This is a genomic window from Duganella sp. Root198D2 (assembly GCF_001428585.1).
Classification (GTDB): Bacteria; Pseudomonadota; Gammaproteobacteria; order Burkholderiales; family Burkholderiaceae_D; genus Rugamonas.
Map to the genome: position 1 here is coordinate 178472 of NZ_LMIC01000005.1, position 13690 is coordinate 192161.

A 13690-nucleotide genomic window follows, 5' to 3' on the forward strand; every position below is an offset into this window, starting at 1 on the left:
TCACTCTTCCGAAAGGATGTGCCGTGCAGGACGAATCCAGCAAGCCCTTGCCGCCGTTGCGGTCGCAGATTGCGCTGCTGGCGGCGGCTTGCGCCGCGCCTGCGCTGCTGGCCGTAGCCCTGCTGCTGGTGTACTTCCAGCAGCGCGACCTGGGCCGCGCGGAACTGCAGCTGCAGCGCATCGAACGCGCGGCCGCAGCCATCGTGGACCGCCAGTTGCTGGCCGCGCAAGCAGCGGCCATCATGCTGGCCAGCAGTCCCAGCGCCCGCAGCGGCGACCTGGTAGCCCTGCGCAGCCAGGCTGCGGGCGCCCTGCCGCCGGCCTTGCCCTATCTCTCGCACGTTCTTTTCACTGAAAACGGCGCAGCACAGCTCATCGCCGGCAGTGCGCTGCCAATTGAGCGCGCCGCCAATGCGGCCCGCATCAAGTTTGCGCCAAACGCGCGATCGGCCGCCAGCCTGCTGCCCGCGAATGGCAAGGAACCGGCCCACATTGCAATCGACGTGCCGATCCAGCGCCCGGGCAAGCCGCAGGCGGCGCTGAGCGTCCTGCTGCCGGCCGACACGCTGGACAAGATCGCCGAGGAGATGCAGCTTCCGTCCGACGCCGTGATCGCCGTGCTGGCGCCCGACGGGCGCCTGGTGGCCCGCAGCCACGACGACGGGCGTTCCCGCGGGCAGCCTGCGGCAGAAGCCTTGCATGGCCTGCCACTGCAAGTCGGCTACCTGCGCGGCGCCGACAGTCCATGGAGCGTGGCGGTCGCCGCACCCGGGCTTGGAGCGCTGAATGCCTTCGATGGCCTGTTCTTCGGTCTGGCCGTCGTGCTCGCGGCGCTGGTGCTGGCCGGTTTTGCCGCCGCAGCTTTGGCCGCGCGCCGCATCGCAAACTCCATCGATGCGCTGCACGCGCCGGCCCAGGCCTTGGGAAGCGGTGCCAGCATCGAAGCTCCGCACGTCTCCTTCCAGGAGGCGCGGCAGATTGGCGATACCCTGCTGCGGCTTGACCGCGACCTGACCCGCCATCGGCAAGACCTGGAACGCGTGGTCGAGGAGCGCACCCAGCAACTGGAAAATTCCAACGCCCTGCTGGAGACGATTTACGCCACGGCGCCGGTCGGCCTGAGTTTTGTCGATACCAGGCTGCGCATCCTGATGATCAACGACTACCTGGCATCGATGAACGGCCTGGCGGTCAACGACCATATCGGGCGCCGCTTCGATGAAGTGATCAGCGATCGCGCCTTGGTGGCGCAGGTGAACCAGGCCTACCGCAAGGTCCTGGCCAACGGCGAAGCGGTGCCCAACGCCGAAATCTCCGGCAATACCTCGGCGCGCCCCGGCCGCAGCAGCCACTTCCTCACCGGCTATTTCCCGGTATTCGGCGCCGACGGCACGATGGTCGGCATCACGACCGTGCTCATGGATATCACCCAGCAGAAGGAGACGGAAGCCGCACTGCGCCAGTCCAAAGCCCTGTTCAAGTCCGTGCTGGAAAACATGCCGGCCATGGTGTTCGTCAAGGATGCCCAGCACCTGCGCTTTGAACTGCTGAACCGCCAGGGCGAATTGCTGCTCGGCCGTCCGCGCGAGGACTTGCTCGGCAAGAGCGACCGTGATTTCTTCCCGCCGGAGCAGGCGGCGGCCTTCCAGGAATCGGACCGCAAGGTGCTGGCCGGCGAGCAGGTCATGGAGATTCCGGAAGAAGCGCTACGCATCGCCGCCGGCGAAATGCGCTACCTCACCACGCGCAAGGTGGCGCTGCGCGACGAACAAGGCATCGCCACCCACTTGCTGGGCATCTCGCTCGACATCACTGACCGCAAACGCGCGGACGAAGCCTTGCAGCAGACTTCCCTCAGCCTGGCGCGCAGCACCAGCTTCCTGCATACGGTGACGGAAAACCTGCCAGGCCTGGTGGCCTATTGGGATGCCGGGCTGCGCTGCCATTTCGCCAACAAGTATTTCCTGGCCTGGTTCGGCAAAACGCTGGAGCAAGCCATGGGCGAACCGATCGACCGCGTGCTGCCGGCCGGCCTGCTGGAACAGATCCGGCCCCATATCAATGCGGTGCTGGATGGCAGTCCGCAGCACTTCCTGCGCGAACTGGAACTGCCGACGGGCGAGCCGCGCTACGCGTGGATCAATTTCATCCCCGACCGTGGCGAATCGGGCGCCGTACGCGGCTTTTATGCCCTGGGTTCGGATGTTACTGAACTTAAGCGCGGCGAACTGAAATTGCAGGAGCTGAACGAACAACTGATGCGGGCGCGCGATCGCGCCGAAGCTGCCAGCCGGGCCAAGAGCGAATTCGTGGCAAACATGAGCCATGAGATCCGCACCCCGATGAATGCCATTACCGGGCTGGCGCGCCTGCTGGAAGAGGCGCCCCTGGAACGGCGCGAGCGCAGCTTTGTCAGCAAGATCCAGCTTGCGACGCAAAGCCTGCTGGGCGTGGTCAATGACGTGCTGGACTTCTCGAAGATCGAGGCCGGCCAGCTCCAGCTCGAGCAGGCGCGCTTCAACCTCGATCAGTTGCTGGCCGGGGCCGCCGTGCTGGTCGCCAACGGCGCCTGGGACAAAGGGGTGGAGCCGGTGTTTGACCTCGCCCCCACACTGCCGGCCGAAATGGTGGGCGATGCGATGCGCTTGCAGCAGGTGCTGCTCAACCTCCTCAGCAATGCCATCAAATTCACCGAACGCGGCGAAGTCGTGTTGACCGTGCGCGAAACCGAAGGCAGCGCCAATTCGCTGGCATTGGAATTCACCGTGCGCGACACCGGCATCGGCATTCCGGCGGAGCAGCAGCACCATATGTTCGACGCTTTCTCCCAGGGCGACAGCAGCACCAGCCGCCGCTATGGCGGCACGGGGCTGGGACTGGCCATCGCGCGCCGCCTGTCGGACCTGATGGGCGGCGTCATCGACGTCGAAAGCACGCTGGGCCGGGGTTCCACCTTCCGCTTTACCTGCCCTTTGCAGCGCCTTGCCGACAGCGCTCCCCGGGAAGCGCCGGCCCGCCTGCGCGGCTTGACCGTACTGGCGGTCGACGATAACGCCTCCGTGCGCCAGGCCCTGCTGAGGGCCGGCCGGGCCCTGCAATGGACCACCGTCGCAGTGGCCAGTGCCGATCAAGGCTTGCAGGCGCTGCGCACGCGTCGCTTCGACCTGATGATGCTCGACAGCGCGATGCCCGCCACCGACGGCGTCGCCATGCTGGTGCAGGCGCGCGACGAACACCTGGCCCTCCCCAAAATCGTGATGATGGCGCCGGAGCGCTCCAGCGACGATTTGCAGCAGCTGGCCGACAGCCTGCAAATCGACGCCGTGCTGGCCAAGCCATTTACCCCGTCGGGCCTGCGCGACGCCGCCCTGGCCGCACTCACCGGCGCCAACCAGCCCGAGCACCGCAGCGGTAATGCCGCGCTTTCCGGCAGCCTGGCGGGCATGCACTTGCTGCTGGTGGAAGACAATGAGATCAACCAGGAAATGGCGCGCTACATCCTGCTCCATTGCGGCGCATTGGTGGAGGTGGCGTCCAACGGCGAGATCGCGCTCGACATGCTGCGCGACGACCCGCAGCGCTTCGACGCGGTGCTGATGGACCTGCAGATGCCGGTGATGGACGGCTACCGCGCCACCGAATCGATACGCTCCATGGGCCTGCGCTCCCTGCCCATCATCGCCATGACCGCCAATGTCATGCCGGAAGACCGCATACGTGCCATTGAATCCGGCGTCGATGCGCATATCGCCAAACCTATCGATGTCGACGAAATGATCGCCACCCTGACCCGGCTCGCGCCGCTGCATCCGGAACTTGTCGGCGCCGCACAGCCGGGCGGGGAGCAGCGCAGCGACGGCTGCCCCGCCTCCGTGCCCGGCATCGACCTGGAAGCCGCGCTGCGGCGCGTCGCCGGCAACTATGCCGCCTTCGCCGGCCTGCTCAAGCGCTTCGAGAATTCGCAGGGCGACGCCGTGCGCGAAATACGCGACTGCCTGGCGCAGGACAAGCGCTATGCCGCCACGCGCGTGCTGCATCGCCTGAAGGGCGTGGCCGCCAACCTCGGCGCCAGCGAGGTGGCCCGCCTCAGCGCCCAGGTGGAAGCCGCCGTTGCCGAAGGCCAGGACAGCTCGGCTGCCGCCCTGCTGCTGTCGCTGGAACAGGCGCTGGCCGTGGTGATCAGCGCCGCGCGCGAGCTGCCGGTCCCGGTGCCCGCCGCAGCCAGCAGTACGCCGGTATCCAGCCTGCCGCAAGCCCTGGGCGACTTGCAGATGCTGCTCAGGAACAGCAATATGCGCGCGCTGGCCGCGTTCAAGGCCCTCAGCCCCGTCCTCGAACAGCGCTGCCCCGACCTCCTGCCCGCCTTGGCCAACGCCATCGAGACGCTTGACTTCACCAGTGCCGAACAACGGCTGCAGGAAATCATGAAACGGGAGGAAACCGCATGACATGGACCGACCAGGCGCGCAACGGGCGCCTGCTGATCGTCGATGACGCCATGGAGAATATCCAGATCCTCAACCACGTCCTGGGCGAGGAGCATGAGGTGCTGTTTGCCATGAACGGCGAGAGGGCGCTGGAGCTGGCGCACCAGCACCAGCCCGACCTGATCCTGCTCGATGCGGTCATGCCGGGCATGGACGGCTACGAAGTCTGCGCCGCCCTGCACGCCTCGTCGGATGTGCACGACATCCCGGTGATCTTCGTCACCGCGCTGACCACGCCCGAGGACGAGACGCGGGCGCTGGAGGCCGGCGCGGTGGATTTCATCACCAAGCCTTTCAACGTCGCCGTCGTGCGCGCCCGCGTGCGCACCCACCTCACCCTGAAACGCCAGTCCGACGCCATGCGCGAACTGACGCTGACCGACGCCCTGACCGGCGTTGCCAACCGGCGCAGCTTCAACGACGCGATCCAGAACGAGTGGCGCCGCTGCACCCGTTCCGCCACGCCGCTCTCGGTCATCATGATCGACATCGACCACTTCAAGCGCTACAACGACGCTTACGGCCACCAGGCCGGCGACGCCTGCCTGGTCCAGGTGGCCGACACCATGCTGCAATGCGCCGGCCGCTCACCGGACCTGCTGGCGCGCTACGGCGGCGAAGAGTTCGTCATCCTGCTGCCCCAGGTCGACGCGCCAGGCGCGCAAACGGTGGCCGAGCGCATCCTGGAGAGCGTACGGGCACTGGCCATCCCGCACCGCATGTCATCGGCAAGCGACATGGTGACGGTCAGCCTCGGGGTGTCCACCCTCATGCCGGGCAAGGTGGGAAATCCGGAGGCGCTGGTGCGCTGCGCCGACAATGCCCTGTACCAGGCCAAGGAAGATGGCCGCAACCGCTACCGCGTCGCGGACTGCGATCAGGAGTAGCGCCGCATCAGGAATTCCGCCACGCAGGCCGGCTTCTCGCTGCCCTCGCATTCGACTGTCACCTCCCAGGCCAGCTGGTGGCCGCCAGCTACCGGCGCAATGCTGCGCAGGACGACATGGCCGCGCACGCGGCTGCCCACCGGCACCGGTGCCGGAAAGCGGACCTTGTCCAGGCCGTAGTTCAAACCCATGCGCATGTCTTCCATGAACACCGCGTCCTGCAGCAGGCCGGGCAACAGCGATAGTGTCAGGAAACCGTGTGCCACCGTGCCGCCGAAGGGCGATTCGGCGGCGGCGCGCAGCGGTTCGGTGTGGATCCATTGCTGGTCGTTGGTCGAGGCGCCGAACGTGTTCACCCTTTCCTGGGTGATGTCGACCCAGCCCGAAACGCCAACTTCCTGCCCGACCAACGCTTCCAGCTCCCCAACATTACGTACCAAACGCGCCATCAGCCTGCCTCCTTGAATCCTGGCTGCGCGATGAAGCGCTCCAGGTGATGATCCGCATCGCCCAGCGTGATCTCGATCATCGCCAGGCGTTTGAAATAATGGGCCGCAGGCAGTTCGTCCGTCACGCCCATGCCGCCGTGCAGCTGCACGGCCTGCTGGCCAACGAAGCGCGCCGCCTGTCCGACGCGCACTTTGGCGGCGGAAACCACGCGGCGGCGCTCCTCGTGATCGTTCGACCCCACTTTGACCGCGGCCAGCATGGCCATCGAACGCGCCTGTTCGAGGTGGATGAACATATCGGCCATACGGTGCTGCAGCGCCTGGAATTTCCCGATCGGCGCGCCGAACTGCTGGCGTGTCTTCAGGTATTCCAGTGTAGCGGCGAAAATGGCGTCCATGGCACCGATGGCTTCGGCGCAAAGCAGCGCAGCGCCGTAGTCGGCGCCAGCCTCGATCAGCGGCCAGCCTTTACCTTGCTCGCCGAGCAGCGTGCCCTGGGCATCCTTGAATTCAACCGTTGCAGCGCGCTGGCCGTCGATGGTTCGATAGTCGGTAACCCGCACGCCCGGCGCGTTGCGCTGCACCAGGTATAGGGAGATGCCGTCGCTATCGCGCTGGGCGCCGCTGCTGCGAGCGGATACGATGAACGCGCCGGCCTGGCCGCCATGCAGGACCACCGTCTTGCGGCCGCTGATCGCCCCGGCGCCAGCGCTGTCCGTGGCCAGTAGGTCGTTCAGCGCGTGGCGGGACTGCTGCTCACCCAATGCACACGCCAGTTTCAGCTCACCCGCCGCGACACGCTCCAGCAACGCCTCCTGCCCGCCCGCCAACTTGAGGAACTGCGTACCGAGCACGGTGGCAAAGTACGGCTCGACCACCAGGCCCCGCCCCAGTTCCTGCATCACGACCATCATGTCGAGCGCGCTGCCGTTGAAACCGCCCTGCTGCTCCGGTACCGGCAGCGCCAGCATTCCCAGCTCCACCAGCGTGGCCCAGGCTTCGCCGGAAACGCCAGCTTCGGAGTGGATAATTTTCTTGCGCGCCTCAAAGCTGTAATCCTTGTCGACCCAGCGGCGCAGCGCATCGGCAAATTGCTGTTGTTCTTCCTTGAATGTGAAATCCATGCCGCCCCCTTACAATCCCAGGATCATCTGGGTGATGATGTTCTTCTGGATTTCGTTCGAACCACCGTAGATCGAAGTCTTGCGGAAATTGAAGTAGTAAGCGGCCAGCGGCGCCGCATCATCGGCCCCGGCCAGCGCATGTTCGCGCTCGCCGTCCAGGTAATCCGGATCGAACGGCAAGGCTTGCGGACCGAGGGCTTCCACCATCAATTCGGTCAGCATCTGCTGGATCTCGGAGCCGCGCACCTTCAGCACCGACGCCTGCGGCCCCGGACCGTGCGCCTCCTGCGCGATAGTGCGCAACACCGTCACTTCCAGCGCCATCAACTCGATTTCAAGGTTCGCCACGCGCGCAGCGAACAGCGGATCGTCCAGCAATGGCTTGCCGTTCTTCTGCTCCTGCTTCGCGACCTTTTTCAGGAACAGCAGCTCGCGCATGGAGCGCCCGACTGCCGCAATACCGGTGCGCTCGTGGCCAAGCAGGTACTTGGCATAGGTCCAGCCCTTATTCTCCTTGCCGACCAGGTTCGCCACAGGCACCCGCACGTTGTCGAAGAAGACTTCATTCACTTCGTGGTCTTCATCCAGCATGATGATCGGGCGCACGGTGATGCCGGGCGTCTTCATGTCGATCAGCAGGAAGGAGATGCCCTCCTGCTTGCGCACGTTCTGGTCGGTGCGCACCAGGCAGAAGATCATGTCGGCATGCTGACCCAGCGTGGTCCAGGTCTTCTGGCCATTGACGACGTAATGATCTCCGTCACGCACTGCCGTGGTTTTCAGCGAAGCCAGGTCGGAGCCGGCGCCCGGTTCCGAATAACCCTGGCACCACCAATCGGTGCAATCGAGGATGCGCGGCAGGTAGAAGGCTTTTTGTTCGGGACTGCCGAAAGCCATGATGACTGGCGCCACCATATTGACGCCGAAAGGCAGGATGGGCGGGGTGCCGGCAATCGCGCACTCCTCTTCCCAGATGTGGCGCTGGGTGGCATCCCAGCCAGGGCCGCCGGATTCGGTCGGCCACGCCGGCGCCGCCCAGCCTTGTCCCGCAACGATCTTATGCCAGCGCACATAGTCTTCGCGCTTCAGGCGCAAGTGCTTGCGGACTTTGGCTTGCAGGTCGGCCGGCAGGTTTGCTGCCAGGAAAGCACGCACTTCAGCGCGGAAGGCCTCATCCCTGGCAGAGTAATTCAGGTCCATGCTGTCTCCTTGAATTGGTCGCGCCAGCGAAATAGCACGACCGTTTCAAAGAGTCTACAGCGCTTTGCGCCTCCGCGCCACAAAGCCAATCAGACCCAGGCCGGCCAGCAACATGCCATATTCGCCGGGTTCAGGGACGGGAGTGGTAATGCCATCCATCTCGCGCCCGAAGATGGTCAGGTTGGAGATCCCGGGATTGGACTGGTTATTGCCGGTGAACCATTCGATATTCCAGGTGCCGCTCAATGTCTGGCCAGCGTCGATGCTCTGGTTATCGAACAGGAAGGCAGCGGCGCCATTTGCAGCCTTGAGCGACAGCACCAGGTCGAGGGAAACACCCTGGGTCGCGCTGGTATTGGTGATGGACCAGGTGCCGGTCCTGCCGTCGCCTGCATCGAAGCTGAAGTCCAGCGTACTGTACAGGCTAAAGCCCGAGCCTGAGCCGCCTTCATGCTTGCCCAGCAAGGTCCAGTCGCCGCCGCCTAAGCCGTCGAAAGCGCCGCCCATGCCGCTGGTATTGCCGCGCAGGCCGGCTTGCGGATTCCAGCCCGGGGTGAAGACGAAGGCGTCGGCGCTTTGTGCGTCGAGCGTGGCGTCGTCTGCAGAGGTATTACCGATGGTTGTAGCGCCGAAGGCGCTTGCCGCCAGGAGCATGCTGCTGGCAGCCAATGCAAACTTCTTTGCAATTGGTTCCATTCCGATTCCCCTTCTTGTGAAGTTGAGACTGCCACTTGAATGTAGCAATTTAGCGACCTCGACGGCGTTCATTACCTTTCCGAAATATAGTCACTCGCCCTCATGCATGGCGAAGGCAAAAGAAACGCCGCAGATGGCCTATCCGCGGCGCAAATAAGGGGTATATAACTAGATTGTTCTCAGCAGCGGAGCTGCCGGGCCGGCACGGGGCCGACACTTTCATCTTATCAATTTTTACAACTCAGCACTCAATTTCTGCAATTCGTCGCATTTCGGCCATATGCATGGGGGATGGCCGATAGGATGCTCCCATCCCACTTAGCATGTACAACAAGGACACAACCATGCGATCCAAGCGCACTCTCGCCGCCCTGCTCTCCCTCAGCCTGGCCGGCTGCGTCATCGTCCTGAACGACAGCAGCGACTACGTCAAGGGCAGCGGTACGACTACCATCGAAAACCGCAGCATCGCCAGCGCCAGTGGGCTGCGCATCGAAAACCGCCATCGTGTGGACCTGGACGTTGAAGTGAAGGTAGGGGGCGCGCCATCGCTGGTGATCGAGGGCGACAACAACCTCGTGCCGCTGGTGCATACGGAAGTGAGCGGCGATACCCTGCGCGTATGGACCGAGGAGCGCCTGGACAGCCGCACACCGATCCACGTGCGTTACACCGTACAACGCCTGGATCACCTGGAGTCGAGCGGCTCCGTGCACACCGAGGTGCAAGGCCTGGCCGGCGGTCCGCTGAGCGTTTCACACAATGGCTCCGGCTACCTTGAACTGCGCGGCCGCGTGGATCAATTGGATATGCGCCACACCGGCTCAGGCCAGTTGTATGCGGACGGGCTGGAAAGCAAAGCCGCGGTGGTGGACATGGTCGGCTCGGGCCGTGTGAATATCGGCTCGGTACGCGGCGACTCGCTGCGCGTGTCGACCTCCGGCTCCGGCAGTTTTTACGCGCGCGGCATCGTGCGCACCCTCGACGTGCAGGTGCAAGGCTCCGGCAGCGCCCAGCTGAACGACTTGCGCGCCGACGAAGCCAGCATCACCAGCAACGGATCCGGCGGCGTGCAAGCATGGGTACAGCACAAAGTCGACGCCCGCGCCAACGGCTCCGGACGCATCGCCGTCACCGGCAACCCATCCCAGCGCACCCTGTACGGCCGCAACACTTCGATCCAATAATAAAAGTCGGGGTCAGGTCCGGCAATCGGACATTTCGCGCAGCGAAATGTCCGATTGCCGGACCTGACCCCGACTTGTCAGTTGATTGTCACAGCGAGGTCGCGGCCGGTTGTGGCGGTGTTGCCGGCGTAGTCTGCCGCATAAATGCGCAGCGTGTAGTCGCCCGGTGCGAGATCACTTACCTGCCAGCGGCCTGGCACGACTTCGCCAGCAGACAGGTGGCTTAGCAGCGAGTAGGTGAAGCGCGTGGATTTGCTGCCGTAGACGGTAATGCCGCTATCGGCGGAGTACACCACCTTCACCGCCTCGCGCTGCTTTGGCAGCTGGTCATAGGTCTGCATGATGCGCGGCTGCTCGTAGCCCGAGACAGCTGTGCCGTCAGCTTGCAGCAGCTGGTAGCCCAGCTTGTACAAACCAAGTCGGCGGCGCGCGAGGTTGCCGTCCATCTGGTCGAATGCATCGACTACCACGTTCACTTCGCCCAGGTTGCGCGACACTTCCAGGCGCTGCCCTCTCTTGCCCGGCAGGCGCTTGTCGTTGGCGTCGTACAGGGCGATGCCCTGGATTACGGGCGAAATGGTGTCGCGCAGACCCGGGAATGGCAGGGCGAGCGGGTTCACAACGCGGCCGCGGTCGTACAAATTGAGGTGGACGTGCGCCATCTGGTTCACCACACCCAGTTGTTCGCCGACATAAAAGCGCGTGCCGCGACGCACACGCACGCGTTCCGGCTTGCCTTTCTCGTTGAGCAGGAGCTGGAAACGGTCGTCCAATGCGCGGTTCTTCCTGTCGCGCCCGACCTTCATGTGGATGTAGCTGGTCGTGCCGAGGTTGATGCCTTCGCCCAGCGAAGCAAATGCCCAGTTCGGCAGCGGGTCGCTGACCTTGGCTTTTTCGACCACATGCACCGAGCTGCCGACGTCGGCCTGCACGTCGAGGCCGGCGTGGAAGTGATGGCGGCTGTCGCCGTCATAGCTTCCCCTCACCTCGCCCATCAGGCCCACCACTTCGTGCGGCTGGTTTTGCGGGAGGACCGGCCAGGGCATCGGGCCTTCACTGCGCCGGGCCATGATCTCGCTCGCTGTCGGCGCCGGTGCCGCCGCGGCCAGCGCCTGCCCTGCGGCCTGCGCGCTGCCGATCAGCGGCGCGGCAGCTTGCGCGGCCGTGGGCAGCGGTGCCGCGTTTGCACCGGCATGCACCACGCGATGCAGGCGCTGTGCGGCGCCGTCCGAGAGGACCAGCGTGCCGTTCGGCGCCAGCGCCAGGCTGCGCGGGCCGTAGACCTGGATATTGCCATCGATACCGGTAGCCGGATCGGCTGGCCGCGCCGCATCGGGCATGCCGGCCAGGCTGCCATCCGGCGCCAGTTGCAGCAGGCGGCCGCGCGACGACACAGCGATATAGACAAAGCCATCATGCGTAAGCGCCAGCGCCATCGGGCGGCGCAGCAGCGGTTCCTTTTCCAGTTCGGGTGCCACGGCAAGGGTCACTACCGAGCCGTCCGGGTTAATGCGGCGCACGGCGTCATTGCTGGTATCGGCGATGTAGATGCCATCTTTGCCGACTGCGATTCCGCAAGGGGTGTCGAATTGCGCCGCCTCGCCAACGCCATCCGTGAAACCGGGGCTTGCGCTGCCAGCCAGCGTAGTGACCGTGCCATCGAGGGCGATTTTGCGAATCCGGTCGTTATAGGTGTCGGCGACATAGACGACGCCCGCCGCATCGACTGCCACGCCGACCGGACCGTTAAACTGCGCCTGCGCACCCTGCCCGTCCGCAAAGCCGGCAATGCCGCTGCCGGCCAAGGTCGACACCGTGCCGTCCGCCGCGATCTTGCGGATCACATGATTGCCCGTATCGGCGACGTAGACATTGCCCTGCTTGTCCAGCGCTATGCCGGAAGGCGTGTTGAAGGCGGCGGCGGCGCCGATGCCCTCCCGGTAGCCTTCAATGCCGCCTGCCAGCACGCGCGTGCTGCCGTCCGCAGCCAGCACCGACACAGTGTTCTTTTCTCCGCCATCGGAGAAATAGACATTCCCCTGCTTGTCGACAGCAACCCCATATGGGTCGGCCAGTCCAGACTCCAGCAAGGTATCCAGCCGCGCCGGCCAGGCCCTCTCGGTTGGCGCCGGTCCGCGCTTGACCAGTTCCGGCAAGCGTGCCGCCACGCTGGCTACTGGCGCGGAATAGTAGAAATAGCCGCCGGCACCGGCAATCGCCAGCACAGCAGCCCCAATAGCAGACAGTTTGATAGATGTACTCACAGCCTGGATTCTACCTGCCCCTTTGCAGAAGATGAAGGCATTGCCACGGTAGCCGCAGGCCGCCGTGGCAATCACCGGCAAACTGCCTTACTGTGGCTTGGCCATGCCGGACATCAGGCTCATGACCAGCCGGGTTTCCTGCTGCTCGGCGCCGCTACCTTCGCCGGCATTGGCGACGACCAAAACGCCGCTTTGGCTGTCCGGCGCCAGGGCCACCAGGGCATTCCAGTAACCGTTGGAACCGGCGTGCATCAGTAGACGCATCGGTGCGTGGGCCGGCCAGTTGCTTTTCACGCCCCAGCCAAGGGCCGCGCCGGATTCCCCCTGGGGCGCATGGAGGAATCGATAGCCTTGCTGCGAAAGCAGTTTGCCCTCGCCGCGTTCACCGGCCATCTGGTCGAGTACGAACCTGGACCAATCTGCCAAGCTCATTTTGATGGTCGCGCCGGCAGGTGCAAAAAAAGGCGGGATGTCGGCAGCCAATCCTGTCAGCGGCTTGCCGGCCTTGTGGCCGAGTACTTGCCCCTGGCGCGAGGGGCTGGTGTCGACCTGCATGCCGAGCGGAGCGTACACCTGTTCCTGCATGAGGCTTTCAAAGCTTTGGCCGGTGGCGCGCTCCGCAACGGCGGCGGCGATGATGTAGCCGCTGTTGGAGTATTGCGACTCGGCGCGGACCGGGCCCGCTGGCGCTTCGCTGAGTGCGCGCTGGACGTATTCCATGCGCAGTAGCGGCAGCGCACGCCGGTCCTTGCGCGTGGCTTCGATGCGCTTCTCGTCACTGTTGGGAGGCAGTCCGGCGCGATGCGAGAGCAAGTCGGCCAGCGTGACGGAATGATATTCCGTACGCATTACGGTGTCGGGGAGCATGTCCTTCAGCTTGGCGTCCCAGGAAAGTTTGCCCGCCTCAACCAGGCGCGCGATCAGCGTTGCTGTCATCGCCTTGGCATCCGAGCCGATATGCCAATGGTCGGACAATTGCGCGCGAGCGGGGCTGCCTCCAGCACGCACCCCGCGCACCGCCTGATCTTCAACTTTGCCGTCGCGAATGACCAGCACGGCCATTGCAGGGATGCTGCGATCTTTCAGGGCCGTGGCAAGTTGGGCGTCAAGGCTGCCGGCATGTGCGCTGGATGTAGACAAAACCATGGCCGCCACAGCGTAGGCGAAGCAAAAGGTAGGCCGCATCGATAAGACTCCTGGTATGTATTAAGGTGACTTAAATGTAAGAGATCGCACGTTCGTTGCGGCTGAATATGCGACAGGCGGCGATTTTGCTTGCCTGAAATGCAAAAAAAAAGGTTCTTCACGGATTACCGGGAAACGCGGCTTTGATCTTCAAGAAGAAGAATTCGGAGTCGCGATACCCATAAGCCATCCGCTTCATTACCTTGATCCG

9 protein-coding genes are annotated in these 13690 nt (G+C 64.4%); 3 read left to right on the forward strand and 6 right to left on the reverse strand.

The annotated features are described in order from the left end of the window. The first annotated feature begins 23 nt into the window (after positions 1-23). Positions 24-4448: a PAS domain-containing protein gene (locus ASE26_RS08110; RefSeq protein WP_057245955.1), complete on the forward strand. Its 4425-nt coding sequence runs from the start codon at positions 24-26 to the stop codon at positions 4446-4448. Beyond that, entirely contained in the window at positions 4445-5374 is a 930-nt protein-coding gene (locus ASE26_RS08115; RefSeq protein WP_057245957.1) for a diguanylate cyclase domain-containing protein, read from the forward strand. Before ASE26_RS08110 ends, ASE26_RS08115 begins: the two co-directional genes overlap by 4 nt. Here the strand turns inward: ASE26_RS08115 and ASE26_RS08120 are convergent. Genes ASE26_RS08120 through ASE26_RS31170 form a run of 4 tightly spaced genes read right to left on the reverse strand, consistent with a single transcriptional unit; the run spans position 5365 to position 8843 of the window. Further along, a complete protein-coding gene (locus ASE26_RS08120) occupies positions 5365-5823 on the reverse strand; it encodes a MaoC family dehydratase (RefSeq protein WP_055926645.1) in 459 nt (152 codons plus the stop codon). The genes ASE26_RS08115 and ASE26_RS08120 overlap by 10 nt on opposite strands. Then, the gene (locus ASE26_RS08125) at positions 5823-6947 is read right to left on the reverse strand and encodes an acyl-CoA dehydrogenase family protein (protein WP_055926648.1); all 1125 of its coding nucleotides are present in this window, start codon (positions 6945-6947) and stop codon (positions 5823-5825) included. Before ASE26_RS08125 ends, ASE26_RS08120 begins: the two co-directional genes overlap by 1 nt. 9 nt (positions 6948-6956) lie before the next feature. Beyond that, positions 6957-8147 carry an acyl-CoA dehydrogenase family protein gene (locus ASE26_RS08130; RefSeq protein ID WP_057245959.1) on the reverse strand — a complete coding sequence of 397 codons (1191 nt, stop codon included), beginning with the start codon at positions 8145-8147 and terminating at the stop codon, positions 6957-6959. 54 nt (positions 8148-8201) lie between these two features. After that, complete coding sequence (locus ASE26_RS31170; RefSeq protein WP_055926652.1) at positions 8202-8843, reverse strand: PEP-CTERM sorting domain-containing protein; 642 nt, start codon at positions 8841-8843, stop codon at positions 8202-8204. Positions 8844-9187: 344 nt separating this feature from the next. Between ASE26_RS31170 and ASE26_RS08140 the strand changes: the two genes are divergently transcribed. Further along, positions 9188-10030, forward strand: coding sequence for a head GIN domain-containing protein (locus ASE26_RS08140; RefSeq protein ID WP_162246539.1), 843 nt, complete (start codon positions 9188-9190; stop codon positions 10028-10030). A gap of 77 nt (positions 10031-10107) precedes the next feature. Here the strand turns inward: ASE26_RS08140 and ASE26_RS08145 are convergent, their stop codons facing one another. Together ASE26_RS08145 and ASE26_RS08150 are read right to left on the reverse strand one after the other, a co-directional pair. Then, positions 10108-12294, reverse strand: a complete 2187-nt coding sequence (locus tag ASE26_RS08145; RefSeq protein ID WP_057245964.1) for a gluconolaconase — start codon at positions 12292-12294, stop codon at positions 10108-10110. 87 nt (positions 12295-12381) lie between these two features. Next, positions 12382-13479: a serine hydrolase gene (locus tag ASE26_RS08150; RefSeq protein ID WP_057245961.1), complete on the reverse strand. Its 1098-nt coding sequence runs from the start codon at positions 13477-13479 to the stop codon at positions 12382-12384. Positions 13480-13690: the final 211 nt, after the last annotated feature.

Coding starts and splice junctions, on each gene's coding strand:
- ASE26_RS08115 (WP_057245957.1), top strand. CDS start 4,445: ATGACATGGACCGACCAGGCGCGCAACGGGCGCCTGCTGATCGTCGAT.
- ASE26_RS08120 (WP_055926645.1), bottom strand. CDS start 5,823: ATGGCGCGTTTGGTACGTAATGTTGGGGAGCTGGAAGCGTTGGTCGGG.
- ASE26_RS08125 (WP_055926648.1), bottom strand. CDS start 6,947: ATGGATTTCACATTCAAGGAAGAACAACAGCAATTTGCCGATGCGCTG.
- ASE26_RS08130 (WP_057245959.1), bottom strand. CDS start 8,147: ATGGACCTGAATTACTCTGCCAGGGATGAGGCCTTCCGCGCTGAAGTG.
- ASE26_RS31170 (WP_055926652.1), bottom strand. CDS start 8,843: ATGGAACCAATTGCAAAGAAGTTTGCATTGGCTGCCAGCAGCATGCTC.
- ASE26_RS08140 (WP_162246539.1), top strand. CDS start 9,188: ATGCGATCCAAGCGCACTCTCGCCGCCCTGCTCTCCCTCAGCCTGGCC.
- ASE26_RS08150 (WP_057245961.1), bottom strand. CDS start 13,479: ATGCGGCCTACCTTTTGCTTCGCCTACGCTGTGGCGGCCATGGTTTTG.